This window comes from Burkholderia sp. PAMC 28687 (assembly GCF_001577465.1).
In the GTDB taxonomy this organism is placed as follows: Bacteria; Pseudomonadota; Gammaproteobacteria; order Burkholderiales; family Burkholderiaceae; genus Caballeronia.
In genome coordinates, this window is the sequence record NZ_CP014507.1 from 554243 (window position 1) to 577758 (window position 23516).

At 60.7% G+C, this 23516-nt stretch carries 18 protein-coding genes and 3 pseudogenes; 15 read left to right on the forward strand and 6 right to left on the reverse strand.

The features are described 5' to 3' along the window. Together AX768_RS25370 and AX768_RS25375 are read right to left on the reverse strand one after the other, a co-directional pair. Positions 1 to 2234, reverse strand: a pseudogene (locus AX768_RS25370) (molybdopterin cofactor-binding domain-containing protein). Position 2235: 1 nt separating this feature from the next. Then, positions 2236 to 2691 carry a (2Fe-2S)-binding protein gene (locus tag AX768_RS25375; RefSeq protein ID WP_062002864.1) on the reverse strand — a complete coding sequence of 152 codons (456 nt, stop codon included), beginning with the start codon at positions 2689 to 2691 and terminating at the stop codon, positions 2236 to 2238. A 277-nt stretch (positions 2692 to 2968) separates the two neighbouring features. Here AX768_RS25375 and AX768_RS25380 point away from each other — a divergent pair, with 277 nt between their 5' ends. The 3 genes and pseudogenes from AX768_RS25380 (at position 2969) to AX768_RS25390 (ending at position 5437) form a co-directional block, all read left to right on the forward strand. Then, complete coding sequence (locus AX768_RS25380; RefSeq protein WP_155524367.1) at positions 2969 to 3394, forward strand: DUF305 domain-containing protein; 426 nt, start codon at positions 2969 to 2971, stop codon at positions 3392 to 3394. Then, a pseudogene (locus tag AX768_RS25385) lies at positions 3391 to 4851 on the forward strand (YncE family protein). Before AX768_RS25380 ends, AX768_RS25385 begins: the two are co-directional and overlap by 4 nt. Before the next feature lie 259 nt (positions 4852 to 5110). Further along, the gene (locus AX768_RS25390; protein WP_062002866.1) at positions 5111 to 5437 is read left to right on the forward strand and encodes a DUF4148 domain-containing protein; all 327 of its coding nucleotides are present in this window, start codon (positions 5111 to 5113) and stop codon (positions 5435 to 5437) included. A gap of 137 nt (positions 5438 to 5574) precedes the next feature. On the opposite strand, the gene hmpA is transcribed toward AX768_RS25390, so the two are convergent. Next, on the reverse strand, positions 5575 to 6756 hold the full coding sequence (gene hmpA / locus AX768_RS25395) for an NO-inducible flavohemoprotein (protein WP_062002867.1): 1182 nt from the start codon (positions 6754 to 6756) through the stop codon (positions 5575 to 5577). Positions 6757 to 6870: 114 nt separating this feature from the next. Here hmpA and norR point away from each other — a divergent pair, with 114 nt between their 5' ends. From norR to AX768_RS25425, 7 genes are all read left to right on the forward strand, one after another. After that, positions 6871 to 8460, forward strand: a complete 1590-nt coding sequence (gene norR, locus AX768_RS25400; protein ID WP_062002868.1) for a nitric oxide reductase transcriptional regulator NorR — start codon at positions 6871 to 6873, stop codon at positions 8458 to 8460. A 473-nt stretch (positions 8461 to 8933) separates the two neighbouring features. Continuing rightward, positions 8934 to 9548 (forward strand): c-type cytochrome, encoded by a 615-nt coding sequence (locus tag AX768_RS25405; RefSeq protein WP_082779140.1) that lies wholly within the window; start codon positions 8934 to 8936, stop codon positions 9546 to 9548. A 48-nt stretch (positions 9549 to 9596) separates the two neighbouring features. Then, complete coding sequence (locus tag AX768_RS25410; protein ID WP_082779080.1) at positions 9597 to 10799, forward strand: c-type cytochrome; 1203 nt, start codon at positions 9597 to 9599, stop codon at positions 10797 to 10799. A 7-nt stretch (positions 10800 to 10806) separates the two neighbouring features. After that, complete coding sequence (locus AX768_RS32985) at positions 10807 to 10965, forward strand: hypothetical protein (RefSeq protein ID WP_086386331.1); 159 nt, start codon at positions 10807 to 10809, stop codon at positions 10963 to 10965. Continuing rightward, complete coding sequence (locus AX768_RS25415) at positions 10962 to 11531, forward strand: cytochrome C oxidase subunit II (protein WP_062002870.1); 570 nt, start codon at positions 10962 to 10964, stop codon at positions 11529 to 11531. Before AX768_RS32985 ends, AX768_RS25415 begins: the two co-directional genes overlap by 4 nt. Beyond that, positions 11521 to 13149 (forward strand): b(o/a)3-type cytochrome-c oxidase subunit 1, encoded by a 1629-nt coding sequence (locus AX768_RS25420; RefSeq protein WP_062002871.1) that lies wholly within the window; start codon positions 11521 to 11523, stop codon positions 13147 to 13149. Before AX768_RS25415 ends, AX768_RS25420 begins: the two co-directional genes overlap by 11 nt. After that, positions 13146 to 13952, forward strand: a complete 807-nt coding sequence (locus AX768_RS25425; RefSeq protein WP_062002872.1) for a c-type cytochrome — start codon at positions 13146 to 13148, stop codon at positions 13950 to 13952. The genes AX768_RS25420 and AX768_RS25425 overlap by 4 nt, the downstream gene beginning before the upstream one ends. 81 nt (positions 13953 to 14033) lie before the next feature. Here the strand turns inward: AX768_RS25425 and AX768_RS33350 are convergent, their stop codons facing one another. After that, positions 14034 to 14231: a hypothetical protein gene (locus tag AX768_RS33350; RefSeq protein ID WP_062002873.1), complete on the reverse strand. Its 198-nt coding sequence runs from the start codon at positions 14229 to 14231 to the stop codon at positions 14034 to 14036. On the opposite strand from AX768_RS33350, the pseudogene AX768_RS32215 reads away from it, so the two are divergent. The 5 genes and pseudogenes from AX768_RS32215 to AX768_RS25450 all read left to right on the forward strand — a co-directional run. Further along, positions 14194 to 14337: pseudogene (locus AX768_RS32215) on the forward strand (helix-turn-helix domain-containing protein); the annotation flags it as partial. The gene AX768_RS33350 and the pseudogene AX768_RS32215 overlap by 38 nt on opposite strands. 126 nt (positions 14338 to 14463) lie before the next feature. Then, positions 14464 to 15027: a YceI family protein gene (locus AX768_RS25435; protein ID WP_062002874.1), complete on the forward strand. Its 564-nt coding sequence runs from the start codon at positions 14464 to 14466 to the stop codon at positions 15025 to 15027. A gap of 44 nt (positions 15028 to 15071) precedes the next feature. After that, on the forward strand, positions 15072 to 15656 hold the full coding sequence (locus AX768_RS25440; protein ID WP_062002875.1) for a YceI family protein: 585 nt from the start codon (positions 15072 to 15074) through the stop codon (positions 15654 to 15656). A gap of 200 nt (positions 15657 to 15856) precedes the next feature. Beyond that, positions 15857 to 16723, forward strand: a complete 867-nt coding sequence (locus AX768_RS25445) for an NmrA family NAD(P)-binding protein (protein ID WP_062002876.1) — start codon at positions 15857 to 15859, stop codon at positions 16721 to 16723. Positions 16724 to 16726: 3 nt separating this feature from the next. Then, positions 16727 to 17467, forward strand: a complete 741-nt coding sequence (locus AX768_RS25450) for an SDR family oxidoreductase (protein WP_062002877.1) — start codon at positions 16727 to 16729, stop codon at positions 17465 to 17467. Between the two features lie 44 nt (positions 17468 to 17511). Here the strand turns inward: AX768_RS25450 and AX768_RS25455 are convergent, their stop codons facing one another. Next, on the reverse strand, positions 17512 to 22335 hold the full coding sequence (locus AX768_RS25455) for a cellulose biosynthesis protein BcsC (RefSeq protein WP_062003665.1): 4824 nt from the start codon (positions 22333 to 22335) through the stop codon (positions 17512 to 17514). Beyond that, positions 22329 to 23456 (reverse strand): cellulose synthase complex periplasmic endoglucanase BcsZ, encoded by a 1128-nt coding sequence (bcsZ, locus tag AX768_RS25460; RefSeq protein WP_062003666.1) that lies wholly within the window; start codon positions 23454 to 23456, stop codon positions 22329 to 22331. Before bcsZ ends, AX768_RS25455 begins: the two co-directional genes overlap by 7 nt. Positions 23457 to 23516 lie beyond the last annotated feature (60 nt).

Genomic DNA, 23516 nt, shown 5'->3' on the forward strand with positions numbered 1-23516 from the left:
TCACGCGCTCAGCAGTTGACGGCCCACGGGCAACTGCCGCAGACGTTTGCCGGTAGCGGCGTAGATCGCGTTGGTCAGCGCGGGGGCAAGTGCTGCCGTCCCCGGTTCGCCGATCCCTCCGGGCGCTTCGCTGCTCTTGACTATGTGTACCTCGATGGGGGTGTCTGGTCGATCCGCAACATGCGGTAGTCGGTGAAGTTGGCTTGCTCGACACGGCCGTCCTTGATCGTGATCTCGCTATAAAGCGCCGCCGTGATGCCGAAGATGATGCCGCCCTGGATCTGCGCTTCCACGGTATTTGGATTTACAACCATGCCACAATCGACCGCGCATACCACGCGATTGACGGCCACTTCGCCGTCGCCGTCCACGGTTACGTCGACCACCATGCCGAAGAAGCTGCCGAACGCGTGCATGACCGATACACCCCGGCCTTGACCCTTCGGCGACGCGGTGCCCCAGCCGGCTTTCTGCGCGGCGACATCGAGCACGTTCTGCGCGCGCGGTGTCTTGCCGAGCAGGTCGTGGCGGTACTTCACAGGGTCGACCTTGGCCTGAGCCGCGAGTTCGTCCATGAAACTTTCGACTACGAAGGTACCGCGCGTCGGACCTACGCCGCGCCAGAACGCGGTGGGAATGTCCATGGGTTCCTGGCGCACGTAGTCGATGAACTGATTCGGCAAGTCGTAGGGCAGGTCCGCGGAGACTTCCACTGCGTCCGGGTCGAGCCCGTTCTTGAAGGCGGGCGGTGCGAACCGCGCCATGACCGACGAGCCCACGATCCTGTGTTGCCAGGCGATGGGTTTTCCGTTTGCATCGAGGCCGGCCGAGATCACGTCGTAGTAATACGGGCGATACATGTCGTGCTGGACGTCCTCCTCGCGCGTGTACGTGACCTTCACGGGCGTGCCGACCTGCTTGCCGATCTTCAACGCTTGCTCGATGAAGTCTGTTTCCAGCCGCCGGCCAAAACCGCCGCCGAGCAGATGGTTATGCACGGTGATCTTGTCGGCGGAAAGGCCGGTGATTTTCATGGCGGTATCGACGGCGCGGGTGGGGACTTGCGTGCCGACCCAGATATCGCAGCCATCGGCACGCACGGACACCGTGCAATTCACCGGCTCCATGGTCGCGTGGGCAAGGAAAGGCTGCTGGTACACGGCGTCGACGCGGGTTTTGGCGTCGCTGAAACCCTTCTTGGTATCGCCGTCCTTGCGAGCGACGGCGCCGTCTTTCTTCGATGCATCCGCGAGTTGCTGAACGACCTTCGCTGTCGAAAAGTCTGCACCGCGGCCTTCGTTCCATTTCAGATCGAGCGCAGCGGCGCCGCGTTTTGCAGCCCACGTATGGTCGCCAATGACGGCCACGCCGTTGTCGAACCGGATCACCTGACGCACGCCGGGAATCTTTTTCGCGTTGGTATCGTCGACTGAAACCAGCTTGCCGCCGAACACCGGGCTGTTCACGATTGCGGCATACACCATGCCGGGCAAGCGGACATCGAGACCGAACACCGCCGTGCCGTCAACCTTCTCCGGCGAATCCAGGCGCTTTTGCGCGGTGCCGATTATTTTGAAATCCTTAGGATCCTTGAGCGTGACGTTTTGAGGTGGCGGAAGTTTCGATGCGGCATCCGCCAGTTGACCGTAGCCAATGCGCCGGCTGGTTGCCGCATGCACCACTTCGCCACGTTCGGCATGACAGGTTGCCGGTTCGACCTGCCATTGTTGCGCCGCGGCGGAGATCAGCAGCACGCGTGCGGTCGCGCCGGCTTGGCGCATGGGCTTCCACGCATAGCGAATGGACGTCGAGCCGCCAGTCAGTTGGCCGCCGAGCAACGGATCCGTGAAAAGCTTTTCGTCGGGCGGCGCGTGATCGATCACCACGTTCTCGAGCGGCACTTCGAGTTCTTCCGCGATCAACATGGGGATCGACGTGTAGATGCCCTGGCCCATCTCGACCTTGGGAATCACCAGCGTGACCTTGCCGCTTGCGTCGATCTGGATGAATGCGTTCGGTTCGAACACACCGCTTTGCGGCGCCTCGTTGGCATCGCCACCAATCACCGACTTACCTTTGGGCGCTTCGCCCTGGCTTGCGGCCGGCAGGCTGAAACCGAGCATCAGGCCACCGCCCATTGCCGCGCCAACCGACACGCCGAGTTTTAAAAACATACGCCGGTTCACGCCGGCAGGCGCGCGGCGATTTTGTGCTTCCAGCAGTCCTCGCGACATGTCACGCTCCCTTGGCAGCGTGCTTGACGGCGGCGCGAATGCGGTTATAGGTTCCACAGCGGCAGATGTTGCCGGCCATGGCGGCGTCTATTTCGGCATCGGACGGATCGGGGTTCGAGGCAATCAGCGAGGCTGCCGACATGACCTGACCCGACTGGCAGTAACCGCACTGCACGACATCCAGCGCAACCCATGCGTCCTGCACTTTCTTGCCGGCGGGCGTGGCGCTGACCGCTTCAATGGTCGTGACCTTGCGGTTTCCCAAGGCCGCAATCGGTAGCACGCATGAGCGCACGGCCACGCCGTCGAGATGGACCGTGCATGCGCCGCATTGCGCGATGCCGCAGCCGAATTTTGTACCTGTGAGACCCACGAGATCGCGAAGCACCCAGAGCAAGGGCATGTCGGGTGGGGCATCGACCGTATGAGAGTCGCCGTTTATGGAAAGGGTCGTCATCTACAACTCCAGTTGTCGTGGGGATTTTTTTTGGGTCCGTCTTCACCGCAACTTCTTATACAAGATTACGACGAATCTCGCCAAATTCACATCAAGTCCATAAATGGCGCCTGTCACTTGGCAAAAATATTCTGGAATAAACCTTTCGCCAATGGGTTAGCGCTGGCATTACCGTCCTTTCAAGCCTTCGTACGAGGTGCACATCATGTCTTCCAATTGCCTTACTGCCTTGCGCGCTCGCTGTGTTGCGTTGGCGGCGGTTCCTGTTGTTGCTGCGATGGCCCTGGGGCTGGGAGTCCTGCCCGCGCATGCCGCTGATACGTCGCAAACAAACGCCGAAGCGCCATTTCTCGCCGAGAACGATGAAGCAATGACGCGCATGATGGACGCCATGACGATCAAGCCGAGTGGCGACGTCGATCACGATTTCGTGGCCATGATGCTGCCGCATCACCAGGGCGCCATCGACATGGCGCAGGCGGAATTGCGCTATGGGCACAACGAGCAACTACGACGCATCGCGCAGGAAATCGTCGTTGAGCAGCAGCAGGAAATCATCGCAATGCGCCTTGCATTGGGCCAGCCATTGCCGCCTTCGGCGCCTGCGCCGGATCAAGCGCAAGCACCCGCTTCGACCGTTTCACCTACAACAATGACCATGCCCATGCCGTCGTCCATGCGCATGCAACAGGAGTCGAAATGAAAAAATCCCATGTGTTCTGCGCGGTATTGAGCGCTGTTTCATCGCTTGCGTTTGCAGGCCAGGCGCCCGGACTTGCGTCCGCGCCCGACATGGCGATCAGCCATCACGATCGCGTTTATGCCGCCGAGCAATTCTCCAATACCGTCTCGGTCACCGATCCCGTCGACAACAAACTGGTCGGCGTGATCCGTCTGGGCGATCCGTCGCCGGGCAATTTCAGCCCTTTGTACAAGGGGCAGGTGCTTGTGCACGGCATGGGCTTTTCGCCCGATCACAAGACGATCGCGGTGGTGTCCATCGGCTCGAATTCGGTTTCGTTCATCGATACCCAGACGAACGCGGTCAAGCACGTGACCTATGTCGGCCGAGCGCCGCATGAAGCGTTCTTCACGCCGGACGGCAACGAAGTGTGGGTGACAGTGCGCGGCGAAAACTATGTGTCCGTCCTGGATGGACATACCTACGAAGAGAAGACCCGCATCATTACGCCGGCGGGTCCGGGCATGCAGATCTTCTCGCCCGATGGCAAATACGGTTACGTGTGTTCATCGTTCAATCCGGAAGTCGATGTCATCTCCGTGGCGGATCACAAGATTGTCGGGAAGGTCACGCAGGTGAGCCCGTTCTGCCCGAACATCGCGGCGACGCCCGATGGCAAGCAAGTCTGGTTCACGCTGAAAGATACCGGCAAGACGCAGGTGTTCGATGCCCGCCCGCCGTTCGCCACGCTCAAGGTGATCGATACAGGTCCGATCACCAATCACGTGAACATCGTCCATAACGCCAACGGCACGTTCGCCTACGTGACGGTCGGCGGATTGAATCAGGTGAAGGTGTTCCGCACCGATGACTTCTCGCAGGTCGCGACTATTGATGTCGGCAACTTGCCGCATGGCATCTGGCCATCGGGCGATGGCACCCGTGTCTACGTTGGACTGGAAAATGCCGACGCCATGGCTGCAATCGATACGCTGACGAACAAGGTCATCGCGACCGTTCCAATCGGACAGGCGCCGCAAGCGGTTGCATACGTGCCTGACGCGGTGCCTGAAGGCGATGGTACGCAGAACACGCAACCGCTCGGGCTTGCAGGCGAAACCGCGCACTTGAACATGGTGGCGGTGGGTGGCGGCAATGCAAGCGGTGGTGCGCCAACCAGCGTTGCACTCTTCGACCAGGGCTTGCTGCAAGTGTTGCAGGCGTCGGCGACGGGCCTGGAGCCCAAGTCGCCCTAGGTGCTGGGACTCGCCGATAACCCCGATGGCAGCGGCAAGATCGAATCGCTTGCGAAGTTCATGACGAATCCAGCGGGGTCGGCGATCGTCAACGCTATTGGCCAGATCAGGCAAGTGGTCGTGCCTGGCGCCAAGACCGCCAGCGACAAACGGCGTTATCTGGTGATCGCCCCGCAGACCTCGGGCGTGCCGGGAGCAGCGGTGCAAGTGCAGGCCCTTTAAGCAACATCTGTTCAACAACAAGCAGGCTCAAAGCCGCTGAAAGCCGAAGCTTCGAGCGGGCTTTTCATAAGCCCCATGTATGTCTTAAACGCTTGCAGTCTCGCAATCCGTCAGCACGATGAAAGCGCGTGCTTCGTGCTTCGAGAATCGCGAACAAATTTTCGAGATCGCAGGAATAAACACAGCGAAGAATGGGTTAGCCCTTGTACCAACCGCATGAAACAAGGTTGGGATACCTCAATCAACCGGAGTAGAGAAAATGAAGAAACTTGCCCTGTTTGCTGTGTCCGCCGCTGTCCTCGTTTCATCGACCGCTTTCGCCCAGGGACTCACGCGCGCCGAAGTGCGCCAGCAGCTTGTCGAAGCGCAACAAAATGGTTCGGAGTACGTGACGGATGCGTCGTATCCGGACGTCAGTCCTGCGTTTCAAAGTCAGTTTGCCAATCGTCAGGAAAGCGCTGCCGCGTACGGCGGTGTTGCGTCCGGCTCCAGCGTGAGCGCACCGCGCATGCCCGTGACGGGATCGCAAGGGCGTAATGCGTGTGTCGGCCCGGTCAGCTTCTGCAATATCTATGCGGGTTCGTAATTCGCAGTTCCTCGTTGATCAAAGGCACGACGCAGGGCGCTCACTCGCTTAAGCGAATGCAGACATGAAAAACAATCAATCGCATTCGCCTGAGCGAGCGTCGAGCAAGCAGTAAATGACTAATTACACGGCATGCCTTATTCGAGCGCCGCTGCCGGTCCGAAAAATTCATGACGGGTCTGCGCCTCCGGCACACCCAGCGCCTTCAACGTCCGTTTCATCGCTTTCATGAACGGTAGCGGTCCAAGGAAATAAGCGTCTACATCGCGTGTTTCCGGCAGCCATTTTGCGAGTCGCGCTTCATCAAGATAACCTATGCCATGGGCCGGCGCATCCCCATTACGCGATTCGGAATAGCAATAAAAACGCTTCAATCGCGGATGCTTTTCCGCCTGTGCATCGACGAAATCACGGAACGCATGAACACCGCTATTGCGTGCAGCGTGAATGAAATACACAGGGCGCTCGGTTTCAAGCGCGGCTTCGAGCATTGCAAGCGCGGGTGTGATGCCAACGCCGCCCGTGATCAGCACGAGCGGTTTTTCAGTGTGCTTCAGCTTGAAGTCACCCGCGGGCGCAAGCAGTTCGATGGTGTCATTCTCCTTGAGATTTTCGTGCAGATGCTTCGATACCCGGCCGTAAGGCTCGCGCTTCACGCTGATGCGATATTCGCGGCCGTTTGCCGCTGCCGATAGTGAATAGTTGCGGCGCACTTCTTCGCCGTCGAGAACGAGTCGTACGCCAATGTATTGGCCTGGCTGGAAGGCGAGCAGTTCTCCGCCGTCATCCGGGCGCAAATAGAACGATGTGATTTCGTCGCTTTCCACGACCTTTTGCGCGACGCGGAACAAGCGCGTCCCGCGCCAGCCTCCCGGCGTGTTTTCACGCTCGGCGTACATCGATTCCTCAAGACCGATCAACAGATTCGCGAGTTGGCCGTAAGCGGCAGCCCATGCTTCGATCACGGCATCGGTGGCGATCTCTGTGCCGAGTACTTCACGAACGGAGCGAAGCAGGCAAGAGCCGACCAGCGGATAGTGCTCGGGCAGGATGTCGAGCGCGACGTGCTTATTCACGATCTGGGAAACCAGATCGCCAAGTTGTTCGAGCTGATCGATGTGCCTGGCGTACATCAACACGCCGTTGGCCAGTGCGCGCGGTTGCGCGCCGCTCGCCTGATGCGCCTGGTTGAAATACGGACGCACTTCCGGGTGCTCGTTCATCAGGAGCCCGTAAAAGTGTGTGGTCAACGCTTCGCCGCCGGTTTCGAGAAGCGGGACGGTCGCCTTGACGATGGCACGGTGTTCTGCAGACAGCATGGCGGAATTCCTTTTGGTAGATTGAGCGGCACAATTTAGGCAGTCGCTCCACCTCTTTATCCAAGTTTCATGCCACACTTGCATTCTATTGAAATCAATGGCTTGCGAAACTGGATGGTTAGAAAGACTCTTGTCAAAAAGACTCCGAAAGAAGTCAATATGACTTCGCGGTTTTTACTCGATGCGCTGGTTCCGCTCATGCAGGACCTGTCGCGCGACCTCTCCGATGCCGAGCGTTATAGGCGCTTGCTGCAAACCATGCGCACGCTTTTTCCCGCCGATGCCGCCGCTTTATTGCGGCTGGAAGGCGACACGCTGGTGCCGCTGGCAACTGAAGGTTTGAGCATGGACACGCTCGGACGCCGTTTTCGTGTCGCGGAACATCCGCGCTTCGTGCAACTGCTCGCCAACACCGGGCCTACGCGATTCGCGTCGGATTCCGATCTTCCCGATCCCTACGACGGACTCGTCCAGGCGGTATCGGGTCATCTCGAAGTGCACGATTGCCTTGGGTGTCCGCTCGTGATCAACGGGCGGCCGTGGGGCCTGCTTACGCTCGATGCGCTGGATCCGGCGCGCTTCGACAGCATCGACATGTCGTCGCTCAGCGCTTTTCTGAGCCTTGCGGCCGCGACAGTCAGCGTGGTGGAACGCATCGATACATTGGCCAGGACCAGCGAGGAAGAACGCCGGCGCGCCGACGCGTACAGGCAAGCGCACGGCCAGAGCCGCCGCACGATGATCGGCAACAGCAAGTCACACAAACGCATGATCCAGGAGATCGGCATCGTGGCCGGAAGCGACTTGACCGTGTTGATTACCGGCGAGACCGGCGTTGGCAAGGAGCTCGTTGCGAATGCGATTCACGCGGCGTCCCCGCGGGCGAACAAACCGCTGATCAGCCTGAATTGCGCGGCGCTACCCGATACGCTGGTGGAGAGCGAATTGTTCGGCCATGTACGTGGTGCGTTTTCGGGCGCGTCGTCGGACCGGCGTGGAAAGTTCGAACTCGCCGATGGCGGGACGCTGTTCCTCGACGAGGTCGGCGAGCTCTCACTGAGCGTGCAGGCAAAGCTGTTGCGCGTCCTGCAGAACGGCCAGCTTCAGCGCATAGGTTCGGATCGCGACCATACCGTCGATGTCCGCGTGATTGCCGCGACCAATCGCGACCTCGCGGAAGAGGTGAGAGCGGGGCGGCTCAGAGCGGATTTTTATCATCGGCTCAGCGTGTATCCGCTGCGGGTGCCACCGTTGCGTGAGCGTGGCCGCGACGTATTGATGCTGGCCGGAAGTTTCCTCGAAGAAAACCGCTCGCGGCTGGGTCTGTCGGGTTTGCGTCTTTCAAGCGATGCGCAAGCTGCATTGCTCGACTACGCCTGGCCCGGCAACGTGCGCGAACTCGAACATCTGATTGGCCGCAGCGCGTTGAAAGCGCTCGCGTCTCAAGCTGAGCCACTGCGTATCCTGAGCCTGACTGCAGCTCATCTCGGACTCGACGATGTCCAACAGGAAAGCGCGAAGGTAGACGCTCCCACGCTTCAAACTCCGGTCAAGGATTTCCGCACGGCGGTTACATCGTTTGAGCGAACGGTCCTGCAGAACGCTTTGGTGCGCAACAATCAGAACTGGGCGTCCACCGCGCGTGAATTGCAGCTCGATCGGGCCAACCTCAACCGGCTTGCCAGGCGTCTCGGACTCAAATAAAACCTTTGGTCATAGGGACGCAACTGCTTGAGCCCGCCAACGCTCGAACGTTTGCATACGTTTCTGATCGGCATTTCGCTAACGAGTTACTTTACAAATCGGCCTCGTTCAAACGAAATTCCGCGCATTTATTGATCTCGATCATTGAACGTCAAAGCACTTCATTCCGGGCTTTTGAATCATTACTTAAATGATTAATAATTCGCGGGGTCATGTGAATCTTGGCTCTCGGCAAAAAGCTTTAAGTGCTTTAAGCTTCGCTGATGCCGCACTCACGCAAGCTTCAAAGTCCAGGTCAACACAATAGCGTCGTATAACAATTCGCTGTAGCCCATGACTACAGACACAAAAACCCGATTGAGGACACAACGGTGGGCATTCGCAGCGTCGTCATTTCACTAGTGCTGCTCGCGGTATCGAGTGCGGGTGCATTCGCCGCCGGCGCTCCGCCTGCTGAAAAGGCGCCCGACACCATGCAGGCGCGCGTTCTTGCTTGCGCCGCGTGTCACGGCGCGCAAGGCGAAGGTACGAGCAATGATTATTATCCGCGGCTCTCGGGCAAGCCCGCCGGTTATCTCTACAACCAGTTACTTGCCTTCAGGGACGGCCGCCGGCAATACCCGCCAATGAATTATCTATTGGCTTATCTCCCGGACGCTTATTTGCATCAGATTGCCGAACATTTTGCCGGCGAGCGGCCGCCTTTTCCTGTACTCCCGCCTGTCACTGCCGACGCAGCAACACTTGCACTGGGCAAGTCGCTCGTGATTAACGGCGCGCCGTCGCGCAAGATTCCTGCGTGCGCTGCATGTCATGGCGCGGCGCTTAGCGGCATGGAGCCTGCCATCCCGGGCTTGCTTGGCTTGCATGCCGACTACATCACCGCGCAACTGGGCGCCTGGCGTTACGGCACGCGCAAGACGCTTGCGCCCGATTGCATGCATGACATCACCAGCAAGCTGGCCGATCGCGATATCACCGCCATAGCAGCATATCTGGCGTCGTTGCCGGCTCCGGCCGATCCCGTTCCGGTCGCGGCCGGTTCTCTCAAGATGCCGCTTGCTTGCGGCACTGTCCCTAACCCTTAAGGCGAGGAAATCGACGTGTTCAGTTTCCGGACCCTGTTGCTTCTCTGCATGTTTGTCGTGGCGTCGAATGCGCAAGCGGCTGACCCGTCAGTCATTGCCCGTGGCGAATACCTTGCGCGCGCCGGTGATTGCATCGCGTGCCATACCGTTCCTGCCGGCAAGCTCTTCGGGGGCGGCCGGCCAATGGAAACACCATTCGGTACGCTCTATACACCGAACATTTCGTCGGATAAGGAGAGCGGTATCGGCAAGTGGAGCTCGGCTGAGTTCTACAACATGATGCACACGGGCAAGTCGCGTACTGGCGAGCTGCTCTATCCTGCCATGCCGTTTGCGTCCTATACGAAAGTGACGCGCACCGATTCCGATGCGATCTATGCGTATCTCTTGTCGACGCCTCCCATTGCGCAGCCTAACCGTGCGCACGAGTTGCGTTTTCCGTTCAATCAGCGCTCGTTGCTATACGGCTGGCGTGCGTTGTACTTCCGCGCGGGGGAGTACCAGCCGGACTCCACGCAGTCGGTCGAATGGAACCGTGGCGCGTATCTGGTTGAAGGTCTCGGTCACTGCACCATGTGTCACACCGCGATCAACGCGCTGGGCGGCAACTCGGCGTCCAAGCGTTTTGAAGGCGGCCTGATCCCGATTCAGAACTGGTATGCGCCTTCGTTGACATCGAACAAGGAAGCGGGGCTTGGCGACTGGACCATCGAAGACATTTCCGATCTGCTGCAAGCGGGGGTATCGAATCGCGGCGCCGTGTACGGCCCCATGGCGGAAGTCGTGTACGACAGCTTCCAGTATCTGTCCGACGAAGACATTCGTTCCGTCGCCGTCTATCTGAAGACGCTGCCTTCACGCGCCGGCGAAAAGATCACGCCGCCTACACCGGCGCTTGCCGAAGAAAAGAACACCATGTCGCCGCTCGGCAAGAAGATCTACGACGCGCAATGTGCTGTTTGTCATGCGACGCAGGGCGAGGGCAAGCTGCCGCATTTCCCGCCGCTCGCAGCGAATCAGTCCATCCAGATGACGTCGTCCGTGAATCCGATCCGCATGGTGCTCAACGGCGGTTACGCGCCGGGCACGAAGAAGAATCCCATGCCCTACGGTATGCCGCCTTTTGCGCAGTCGCTCTCGGACGTCGAGGTCGCGGCCGTGGTCACGTACATTCGTACCGCCTGGGGCAACCACGGCACGCCGGTAAGCGCGAAAGATGTCAACGTGTTGCGCTCCGCGCCACTTTATTGAGGACGTCATGACTGATTCAGAAAACGAAGATGCTGCCGTCGATGAAATCGTCCGCGATGGCCCGCACGGCGCTATCGCGGTTGCCGGCGTGGCGACGGCCATTGTGATCGGCTTGTGGTTCGCGTTTTATTTCCTGGTCTTCCTGCCGCGTGGCGTTATCCAATGAGCAATGAACACCAGTCGCATGCATCGGCGGACATGGCCGCGCGCATCGAGCGCAAATGGGCGCTGCTTGTCGCGATCATCCTGTGCGTGCTTGTCGCCATGACGATCTTCACCGGCCTTCACTGGGCAATGATGCCGCCCTCGCGCGTGGAGACCGTGCGTCCCGATACGCTCAACATAAGCGGTGAGTTCATCGAAAGCAATCTGGGCAGCGCGGTAGAAGCGGATGGGTCGGTCACGGTCCGAGTGGTCGCGCAACAGTATTCGTTCACGCCGCAATGCCTGCTGATTCCGGCCGATACCCCCATCACGTTTCGCGCCACGAGCGCCGACGTGGTGCATGGTTTCCTGATCACGAACACGAACATCAATTCAATGCTCGAGCCTGGTTATATCTCGACCTTCAAGACGACCTTCACGCAACCGGCCGAGCACCTGATGCCGTGCCACGAGTTCTGCGGCACAGGGCATCAGGGCATGTGGGCGCATGTGAAGGTCATCGACAAATCCACTTTCCTTCAGATGGCAAACGCTAACGGTTCGCGGAGATTAAGCTGTGTTAAATAGCAAGCGACTCGTTCTCGCACATTTCTGGCTCGGCTTTATCAGCTTCGGCGGCGCGTTGTTGCTGGGCGCCTGGCAGATGTGGGTGCGCAGCCCGCTGCATCCGTGGCTGCACGATCCGGAGCTTTACTATCGCTCGGTGACCGCGCACGGCTCGGCGATGGGCTATGTATTTCCCACGCTGATCGCAATGGGTTTCGGCTATGCGGTGACCGAGCTTGCGCTGAAGAAACCGTTGATCGGCGTGCGCTGGGCATGGGCCGGTTTCATTCTGGTTGCAGTGGGTACCGTCACCGCAATGGTCCCGGTCGCGATGGGACTTGCGTCCGTGCTGTACACGTTTTATCCGCCGATGATCGGCAACGCCTTCTTCTATATCGGCATCGTGCTGGTCGTGGTCGGCTCGTGGATCTGGGTTGGACTCATGTCGGTCAACCTGATCGCGTGGAAGCGTGCGAATCGCGGCGTGCCCGTGCCGCTCGCCATGTTTGCGAGCGTTGCAGGCGCATACCTCTGGGGATGGACTGCGGTGGGCGCGGCCATCGAGATCCTGTTCCAGATCCTGCCGGTGGCGCTCGGCTTCAAGACGACTATCGATGCAGGCCTTGCCCGTGTGTTCTTCTCGTGGACGCTGCACGCAATCGTCTACTTCTGGCTGATGCCTGCGTACATTGCGTATTACACCATCATGCCGCGCGCAATCGGCGGCCGTTTGTACAGCGATTCCATGGCGCGCATCTCGTTCATCCTGTTTCTCGTGGTCTCCATGCCGATCGGCATTCACCATCTTTTCGCCGACCCACAGGTAGGTTCCGGCTTCAAGTTCATGCATTCGGTGTTCACCGCACTGGTCGCCGTGCCGACCCTTCTGACGGTATTCACCATCTGCGCGTCTGTGGAAATCGCAGCACGTTTGCGCGGCGGACGGGGAACCTTCGGCTGGCTCAAGGCGCTGCCCTGGCAGAACCCGATGATGCTCGCGCTCGCATTCTCATTCGTGATGCTTGGCTTTGGCGGTGCGGGCGGCATCATCAACATGAGTTATCAGCTCGACTCCACGATCCACAATACGCAGTGGGTGACCGGGCACTTTCACCTGATCTTCGCGGGCGCGATCGTCATCATGTACTTCGCGATTGCCTACGATCTCTGGCCGCATCTCACCGGCCGCGCGATGACGCAACTCAGGCTCATGCGCTGGCAATTGTGGTTGTGGTTTGTCGGCATGATCGTGCTGACGTTCCCGTGGCATTTCACCGGCATCCTCGGTATGCCGCGACGCATGGCCTTCTTCGATTACACCGATCCCGAGCTTGCCGCGCAGGCCATGTCGGTGATCATCTCGACCATTGGCGGGTTCATCCTGGTGGTGTCTGCGGTAATGTTTTTCACCGTGCTTATCCGGGCGCATCGCGGGCCGCGTGTAGTGGTGGAAGAGTTCCGCTTCAGTACGGCGGTGCATGAATCGAAGACCATTCCTGTTGCGCTGAACAGCTTCGGCTTGTGGCTTGCATTGATGATCGGCCTGACGCTTTTCAATTACGGTTATCCAGTTGCATCGCTGGTGTTGCGCTCGGACACGTCCGTGCCGGCCATTCAAATTGGAGGGCCGCAGCGATGAACGAAGAACGCCTGTTCTCGTTACGCAACCGCTGGTTCACTGTCACGGTTGGCGGTACGCTGGCGCTGGCCCTGTTTTCGGCAGCGGTGGGCTTCATCTGGTTGCCGTCCGCACAAAAGGACCAGCCGTTCCAGGGCGTCTGGAATGCGATCTGCAGCGCAGCCGGCGTACCGCAACAGTGGTTGCGCATCACGGCCGCGACGCCAGTGCCTTTGACGCAAACAAGCCTTGTCGCAATGACGCCGCAATTGCTTGGTGTACCGAGCAGCGCTTCCATTGGCCGTGACGCGACCCTGGCCATGCGATGCACGATGTGCCACGGCGCCATGGGCGTGAGCGATGCCAACTCGCCCAATCTCGCCGGCCAGTTTGCGTCCGTGATCTATAAGCAGTTGCTCGACTTTCAGTCGGGCGCGCGGCGTAATGCGGTCATGTCGCCAATGGCCGCCAACCTTACCGATCAGGAAATGCGTGACCTGGCTGCGTATTATGGGTATCTGCCCAAGCCAGCAGCTTCGCGCACCGATGCCATTGCGTCCATGTCAGCACCCGATATCGTGGCGCACGGCTCGCCCATGCGAAACATCGCTTCGTGTGCTTCGTGTCATGGCGGGATCGATCACAAGGCAGGGACGCCCTGGCTCGAGGGCATGCCTTACGCGTATTCGAAAGAGCAATTGCAGGCGTTTGCGAACGGAACGCGTCATAACGATATCAACGAGCAAATGCGTAATGTCGCGCGGAACATGACACCGGATGAGATCGATGCTGCGGCCCGGTATTACGCCGGTGTCCGACCTTAAGCAATTCAAGGACGCTCCGCACGCCGATGCGCAGCGTGTCTCGTCTGCATCGCCCTCAATGCGGCAAGCGGCGATCCTGTTTCAAAGTGCCTGCGGTACGACATCAATAAAAGCAAGGACAATCATGCCTTCGCGATCGAGCAGATAGGTTGCCGGGAGCGAAACGAGCCATGCGTCGTGCTTGCCGGCTAACGGGGGCACATAGCCTGATGCCTCGTAGCGCGGCGTGAGGGCCAACGGCATCACGAAGGACAGACTGGCCGCGATCGGGATTTTCATACGCGTGGTCGATTCCGGCTCGTTCTCCGCGACCGCACGACACTACGATGTCGGCCAGCCCGCTGTATCGAAGGCAATCGCGCAGCTTGAGGATTGGCTCGGCGTGAATGCCTGCTCTGCGTTTCGATTAGCGTCATCGACGGGACAATGTGTTGTAGCGGCGCGGCTATGTGTCGCGCGCCCGCTCACCTACCATGCCGTACCGAAACGCAATCTTCATCTCTGACCCGCCATGCACATTTTTACTTCCCGATGGCTGCTCGTGGCGGCCGCCGCTGCAGCGCTTTTCACGACCGCCGCCGCCCAGGCCCAGGTCGACACCGCCAAAAGCACCGTGACGGCGACGTCCAGGCAGATGAACGTGCCAGTGGATGGCAAGTTCAAGAAGTTCACCGCAACCCTCGACTTCGACCCTGCCAAGCCGGCTGCCGGCAACGCGAGCATCAACATCGATACCGCCAGCTACGATCTCGGCGACGACAGCTACAACAAGCAGGCGCAGGACAAGGACTGGTTCGACGTCGCGCATTTCCCTAACGCGACCTTCGCGTCAACGTCCATCGCGCCGGCGGGCGGCAACAAATTCAACGTGGCCGGCAAGCTGACCATCAAGGGCAAATCCCAGAACGTCACGGTGCCGGTCACTGTCACGCAGCAGGGTGCCACGCAGACCTTCGATGGTGCGCTGCCCATCAAACGCACGCAGTTCGATGTCGGTTCGGGCGAGTGGAAAGACACGTCGGTCGTCGCCGATGAAGTCGTCATCAAGTTCCATCTCGTCGCGGTCAAGAAATAACGCTCAAGAAATAATCCAGTTTCCAAACCTATCCAGGAAAACACATGAAAAAGAACCTTTTGATCGCGGCAGCAGGCGCGTTGTTCGTGGCGGCATCGTTTAACGCAATGGCCGCTGAAGTCACGTACCAACTCGATCCGAACCACACGTACCCGAGCTTCGAGACCGATCACTTCGGCGGCATCTCGGTGTGGCGCGGCAAGTTCGACAAGAGCAGCGGCACGGTGACGATCGATCGCGAAGCGAAGAAGGGCACGCTGGAAGCGACCATCGACATGACGTCGATCAACATCGGCAATGAGAAGCTCGACGGTGAACTGAAGAGCGCGCAATTCTTCGATACCGAAAAATTCCCGACGGCAACCTACAAAGGCACGTCGATGAAGTTCAAGGGCAACGTGCCGGTGGAAGTGATCGGCGATCTGACGTTTCATGGCGTGACGAAGCCGGTGAACCTGAAGATCGAATCGTTCAAGTGCTTCACGAACCCGATGATGAAGAAGGAAGTGTGCGGCACGGAATCGACGGGCACGTTCGATCGCGCTGACTTCGGTGTGGACTACGGCAAGGCATACGGCTTCAAGATGAAGACGACGCTGCATATCCAGGCTGAAGGTGTGCGCCAGTAAGCATTGCTTTAAGCGCTTAAAAGCCGTTCCAGTTCGCGCTGGAACGGCTTTTCCGTATTTGCTGTAACAGCATATGAAAGAAATGACAAATGACATCGTGTCATTAATGAAATGACAGGTAGGTCATCGCTAAACGCCTTTCTAACGCCCACACTTCTTCTCAACGCAGCGTCCGCTGCAGGTCTTTTGAGGAGAACACCATGTTCGCTATCACCGGAATCACGGGTCAGGTCGGGGGAGTCGTCGCACGTTTGCTGCTCGCATCGGGTCACGATGTCCGCGCCGTGGTGCGCGATGCAGCAAAAGGAGAAGCGTGGGCGAAGGAGGGCTGCGAAGTAGCGGTCGCCGACGTCAACGATCAACACGCGCTTCAGCACGCGTTCGAACGCACGGAAGGCGTATTCGTCCTATTGCCGCCGACCTTCGATCCGACGCAGGGATTTCCCGAGGCGCGCAAGGCGATCGCTTCGCTGCGGGCCGCGCTTGCCGCAGCCAGGCCGAAAAAGGTCGTGGTGCTCTCGACCATCGGCGCGCAAGCCACACAGCCCAACTTGCTCAACCAGCTCCAGATCATGGAGCAGGAACTCGGCACGTTGCCCATGCCGGTCGCGTTCCTTCGTGCTGCGTGGTTCATCGAAAACGCAGCCTGGGATATTGCGCCGGCCCGTGAAACGGGTGTCGTCCCGAGCTTCCTTCAGCCGCTCGACAAACTCGTTCCCATGGTCGCCACCGCCGATATCGGCCGGGTCGCGGCAGATTTGTTGCGCGAGACGTGGACGGGTCGGCGGGTCATCGAGCTTGAGGGGACGCAGCGCGTATCGCCGGACATGATCGCCGCGAGCCTTGGACGGTTGCTCGGACGCGATGTCCGCATGAACATCGTGCCGCGTGATACTTGGGAAGACCTTTTCCGCTCGCAGGGCATGACCAATCCGCTGCCGCGCATGCAGATGATCGACGGGTTCAACGAAGAATGGATCTGCTTCGAAGGCGGTCAAAACGAGGTGCGTCGCGGCCGTGTTCCGCTCGATACCGTGCTGCAATCGCTGATCGAAAAGGGAGCTTGAGTCATGACGAACATCGATGTGAGCGGGCGGCTCGAGGGCAGGAAAATTGTCGTGCTCGGCGGTTCGTCAGGGATTGGCTATGCGGTCGCGGAGTACGCCGTGGAGGAAGGCGCGCGGGTCGTGATTGCATCGAGTAACGCGCAACGGGTGGCGGCTGCGGCGGAATCGCTTGGACCGAAGGTGGAAGGCTACGCGCTCGATCTCACCGACGAGCGCGCCATCCAGTCGTTCTTCGATGCAACCGGAAACCTCGATCACCTTGTCTTCACCGCCGGCGATTCGTTGCGGCTCGGAGAGCTTGCGAAGACGGATCTAAGCGAGGCGCGGCGCGCATTCGATATCCGCTACTGGGGGGCGCTTACCGCCGTCAAACATGGCGCGCCGCATATGACGAAGGGTGGATCGATCGTCCTGACTACGGGCATTGCGGCGTTGCGTCCGCATAGCGGCTGGGCGTTCGGCGCAAGCGTCTGCGGTGCGATGGAAGCACTGACGCGTGCGCTGGCCGTCGAGCTCGCACCGCTGCGGGTGAATGCGGTTTCGCCGGGCCTGGTCGCGACCAACCTGTGGCAAAACATGTCCGAGGCAGATCGCGCAGCCATGTACGAGCAGGCTGGCAAACACCTGCCCGCAGGACGCGTAGGCGAAGCACGTGACGTCGCCGCCGCGTATTTGTTCCTGATGGAATGCGGCTTTGCGACGGGCCAGACCTACGTGGTGGACGGCGGAGGGGTGCTGGTTTGAAACATGAAGCCCCGGGCCGACAACGCAACGGGGCTTCACGATTTTCAGTTCGACATCGATACGTAAGGCGAGCTGACAGGCGAAGGCGGGAACGATGGCTGCACCATGTTCTGCTTCGTGAAGCTGTAGCGAATATAAACCGCCGCCAGATACTCACGATACTGATACGCGTTGCCAAGCGAAGCCGTGGCGCCCACCGTCAATTGCGGTGCAAGCTGAAACTCGCCCGTTGCGCTGAACGAATACGAGATCCCCGTCTTCGTCTGGCTGCCGTAGACGCCACCCTGCGAGGCCGTGATTCCGGTGCCGCCGACCGGCTGCACGTTGCCGTTGGTCGGGAAATAATCCGACGCATCCTGGCGGTAATGCTGCACGCCGATCGAGCCTTTCACGTCATACGTGAACGCGCCGCTGCGGCCCATGTATTCCACCGGCAAGTTCAGGATCACGTACTGTTGCGGGCTGAAATAGCCGCCCTGGCCGTAGGTGAAAAAGGAGAGGTTCTTGTCGTAGTGCATCAGCGTGGTGTTCACGCCGGCGGTCAACGTCTGGTTGGCATCGGAATAGAGGCGCGTGTAGAAACCGCCGCCGCCTTTTTCCGCCGTGTTGCTCGCGACGTTCTTGCCGTCGTAATACTGGAACGAACCATTCAGGTACACGCCGTTCGTGCCGTCGTCCCAGCCGAGGTCGAAGCGTCCGCCATTCGACGTGATGCCGCCCCACGTGATACCTGCTTGCGCATCGTGCGCGCCGGCATACGACAGCAAACTGTCCGTGACCGCGCGGCGAGCCACGGCGACCGAGTACGAGACCTTGTCGGTGATCGCGCCTTTGTACTGGGCGCCGCCCACGACGTTTTCTTCGCGAAAGCCGAGTGGCGTAGTGCCGACATCGAGTTGCACGCTATTCGTTTCGTATCCCACCGACAACCCTACGCCGCTCGCGGTCTGGTTGCCGTACTGATTGGAGACAGGGCGCCCGCTTCCTCCCGCGCTGAGTCCTGAGCCGAGTCCCGAGCCGAAACGCTTGAGGGTATCGGCGGTTTCCTGCGCGGTGCCGGCATCGAGCGTAACGGGTGTCGCCGTGACCACCACGTGACCATTGCCCGCACGTATCCGTCCTTGGATAGGCGCCTCGATATCCGTCAGGTTCGACAACCCGTCCTCGCCCGTGCGGCTGCGAAACACCACGCCGCCCGACACGGTGCTTGACTGCGCGCGATTGATTTGCGCGAGTTCATCGGCGACACCAAGCGTCTGTGCGTTTGCGATGTTGCCCTGATACGACTGTTGGCCGGGCTGGGTAACCTGCGCCGTCTGCGACGGCACGTATGCCTGCGCGTAGCCCGCAGGAGGCTGCGGGATGTAGGGCTGGTTCGAGTAGTACGGCTGCTGCTGTTGCTGCGGCGGATACGCGTAAGGCTGCTGTTGCGTGTAGTTGGTTTCGTCGGCGGCAGGGGCGTAGCGACGCGTTGCCTGACGCGACGCGGGTTGGGTCGCTTTAGTCGTGGTCGTGCGTTTCGGCCTGGCCGCCGGGGTGCTCGAATATATACGCGGCTGAGCCGCCTGTGCGTTGTTTTGCGCTTCCTGCGCTGCAGGCGACATTGGCCATGGCGCGCTCATCGCCGGATCTTGCTGCTGATAGGGCTGCTGGTACTGCTGCTGGTTTTGCTGCGGCTGATATTGCTGCTGTGCCGGATAAGCTTGCTGTTGCTGATATGGCTGTTGATAGGGTTGCTGATATTGCGCCTGGTATTGCCCTGCGTCCTGAGCCGGTCCTTGTCCCGGATACGGCTGCAGCGGCGCCGCCGATGGCGCGCCTGACTGGCTCGAGCCATAGGTATCGGGACCGTACCCGCCATTGCCTGTTACGGGACGTGCGCTATTGGCCGGCGCCCGGTAGGGCGCAACGTAAGGCGTCGAATACGGCGCAGGCTGCGGAGGAGGCAAATAGTTCGGCACGTTCTGCGTCGGTGAATAGGGCTGGGAGTACTGCTGCGTGCGAGGTTGCGAATAGGGCTGCTGCTGCGGATACCCAGGCAATCCCGGCGCCGGATCCGACGAACGCGAAAACAATCCGGCAAGCGGACCCGTCGGTGTGCCTGCGGGATTGGCGGCGTTGGTGGTGGTATCGACGGCGGTCTTGCCTTCGAACGGATTCGTGCCCGGCAGTGGCGCGGAACCAATGCGCTGCATGGCCGATTCCCATCCGCGCGGCACGGCCGGCTGACCGTTCTGACGCCCGCGCGGCGTCTGGCTGACCGGCGTGTTCGCTGCGATCAGCGCTTGCTTCAGATACCGCGATGCCAGCGACAAGTCGCCTTCTGCGTGATACATGCGGCCGGCCGCGGCGAGCACGCGCGGATCGTCGGGGTTGGCAAGCAGCGCTTGCTTGGCGGTCGTTTCGGCGAACGAAAAGTCCTTCGCGCCTGATGCCGCGGCAATCGTCGCGACCTGCAGATTGACGTCGTCGGGACGGCGGCCCAATGCCACGCGATAACTCCCGAGCGCGCTCTTGTCGTCGCCGGCCGATGTGTAAAGACGTGCAAGCGCAGCTTGCAGGTCCGCGTTATCGGGCGTTGCAGCAAGCCACGGCGCGATCACATCGTATGCGCCCGCGAGATCGCCGCGTTGACGCACGGTATCGGCCTGCTTCACCACGATACCGATGTTCAGGTTGTTGAAATCGATACGCTGGGCAGGCGTGAGCGGCGACGCCGCGAGCCTGCGCATCACCGAACTCAACTCGGCGTCCTGCTGCGGATTGGTCTGGCCTTGAGGCACGGGGACGGCCGTCAGGATGCCTGCATATTGCAGCAGCAGACCGGTGTCCGAGGGGGCGCTTGCCATCGCGCCGCGGACGAGCGACAGCGCGCGGCCGGTATCGCCGGCCTGGAGATAGGCCGTCGCCAGCACGCCGATCAGCTCAGGGCTGTTCTGCGCGACAGGCGTAGCGGCCTGAAGAATGGCAATGGCCTGTTGCGTCTGGCCGGCGCGCGCCATGCGGCTTGCGGTATCGGCTTGAACGTGGACCCATAAACGATGCTGCAACGCCGTCATCGCCGGCGTGCGTTGAGCCGCGGGAATGCGGTCGAGCTGCGACAAACCCGTCGCCCAGTCCTGCGTCTCGGCGGACAACAACGCGCTTGCGTACAGCGCATCCGTCATGTCGGGGTGCGCCGCGAGCAGCCCGTCCATCATGCTGCGCGCATTGCCGACCGCGCCCTGGCGCACATAGATGCGTGCGAGGTCGAGGCGCATCCAGACATCGTCGGGATTGTTCAGGAGCGCATCTTCGAAGAGACTGCGGGCCGCGCCCAGATCGCCGCGCGCTTCCGCCGCGCGGGCTTGCGCCGCTTGCGCTTCGCCACGCAGCTTGTTGATGCCGCCGGCCTTCGCCTGCTGCTCGGCGTTCAACTGGTTCGCAAACACCAGCGCTTCTTCACCGCGGCCTTGCGCGGCGAGTGCGCCGACGAGGCCGCGGATAGCATCGGGGTTATCGGCCTGACGGCGCAGTGCCATCCGGTACGCCTGTTCCGCGCCGCGCGGATCGCCGCTGCCAAGCAAGGTCTCGCCGAGCAAAGTCTGCGCGGTCGTGTCCGATGGATTCAACGCAATCGCGCGCTCGAACATCGACTTGGCTTTGGCAGTTTCGCCGTTGCTGCGTGCGCCGATACCCGCGCTCGTGTAGTTCCAGTAAGTGGCGCTGGTCAGCGCGTCTTTCCAGCGCGCGGCGTTTCCGGCGCGCGATGCACGTTCGAGATAGGTGCGTGCCTCATCGAACTTTTCCTGCTTCAACGCGGCGACGCCCATGCCGCCGAGTGCATCGGCGTCATTCGGGCTTTGCGCCAGCACGGCCGAAAAACGGGCGCGTCCCGTGACGATATCGCCACGATCCAGCGCCGCAAACCCTTCGGCGACGGTGCGCCCGCGTGCATCGGTTGCGGCACTCGCCTGCGAGCGTTCCTGCACCTGTTTGTCCTGCTGGACCATCGAATCGAAGCGGGCCTTGACGGCGGGGTCATCCGGCGATGCCTGCAAATACGCCTGATACAAGGGCGCATCCGATGCCCGCGCGCCCAGCCACAACAACGCCTGGCGCCAGCTTTTCTTCGCCTCGTCGCCAACGGTGCTGTCGGTGCTCAACTGCGCAAGACGTGCGATGCCTTCGCGGCGGGTCGTATCGCGATAGGTCAGATGCTGGGCCAGGGCGAGCGTGTAACGCGGATCATTCGGGTTCTGCTTCGCGAGCTGCGTGAGGCCCTGGCGCGCCTGGTCCCAGCCTTGTGGTGTAGCGGCGAGCGCCTGGTAATACTCGAGCGTGAGTTCGGGCGTGGCGGGTTTGCCGCTCAACGCGCGCTGGTATTCCTGCACGGCAGAGGCGCTCTGGCCGCTTTGCGCGAGACGCCGAGCGTCGTTCACCGTCTGGTCGCGCGGACTGGTTTCGCCAAGCCGGCGGCCGAGTTCATCGATATTCGGATACTGCGGCGCCGCCTGCCGCAAGCGCGAAAGATATTGCTGGGCGCCGCTGCCGTCCTTGCGATCCGCGAGGATGATGCCCATGCCGTAGAGCGCGTCAGGCTGCTTCGGGTCGATACGCAACACCTTCTGCCATGCCTGCTCTGCAAGGTCGCCACGCCGGTGCGATTGCCAGTAGCGGCCCTGGTCGATCAATACGGCGAGCGGGGCATTGGCGCTTGCATTGGCGCTTGCATTGGTGCCCGCACCGGTGCCTGCATCGGCGGCGCTGCTCGCGGCTTGCGCGAATGCCGTCAACGGCACATTCGCGACGCATCCCGCTGCCACGCTCAGCGCAATCGCGCGCGCACGGGCGTGTGTCGTCAAGGGAAAGAGAGACCGTTTCAACATGCGCTTCTCCAACTCGGGACGAGTCGGCCGGCTTCGTCGAAGCGGTATCGGCCTTCTATGAATCCGGCGCCGAACAAACCCAGCACCCGGTCGTAATACACCGGCTCACGGTTGTTGATGACCGGCGAGCCGATGGGCGCATCGAGCACGGCCAGATGCGTGCGTGCGAGCCCGAGACCCCGGTCATCGCCGAGCGCCTTGAAGTAGGGTCCAAGCGATGCCCAGTAACTCAACGGTCCTTCACCGCTTCCCACTCCCGTCGATACCGCCACGCGTTCCGGCGGAATCCCCGTTTGCGCCACGGCCTGGCGCATGCCGCCGAGCGCCGCGAGCCAAGGCTTGCTGAGCGGATCGGCGCTCGACGCCATGCCTGCCCACAAATAAACGCGGATGGCGTCGTAGCTGCCGGTATCGGCGTTCTGCGGATCGACCACAAACTGGCCGTTCTTATACGCCGCCCAGTCGGGCGCGAAGCCTCGCGGCGACGTCACCGACACCAGCTTGTAACCGTTCTCCGCGAGCGCGTTCCAGGGACCCTTCGGCATGGCGCTGGCAAGACCGCGCAACACCGGCAGCGGCGAATAACTCGGGTTGAGACGCGTCACATCGCCAATCTGGAAACCTTGTGGACCGGGCAGCAGCATCGGTCCAATACCATCAAGGCTCGCCACTTCATGCTTCACGATCTGCGCCGCGAGCGCTTCGCCCAGACGCGTATAGCGGGGTTCGTTCCAGAGACGGCCGGCTTGCAGCAGATCGTAGGCAATCCATACATCGGAGTCGGATGCGGAATTCGGATCGAGCACGCCGAACGAGCCGTCCGCTTTACGGCCCCATTGCCACGATGGCAGCCGCACGGTGTTTGCATCGAACTGATTGGCCGCCAGGTTCGCGCGAGTCCAGTTCAGCAAGCGGTCGAACATGGCGCGATCGTTTGCGACCAGCGCAAAAAACATGGCATACGACTGGCCTTCGGACGTAGTCTGCTGCGCCGGCGTGGAGAAGTCGACCACGCGGCCATCAGCTTGGATGAAGCGCGACGCGAACGTCCGGTATGCGTTCCAGTCCGCGCATTCCTTCGTCACCGGCGCAAAAGCCCCGGCGCCAGGAGTGAAGCCCATGCTGAACAATGCCAGCGTCAAAACTGCTGCCTTCGATCCACGCTTGAAACCAGCCTGCAT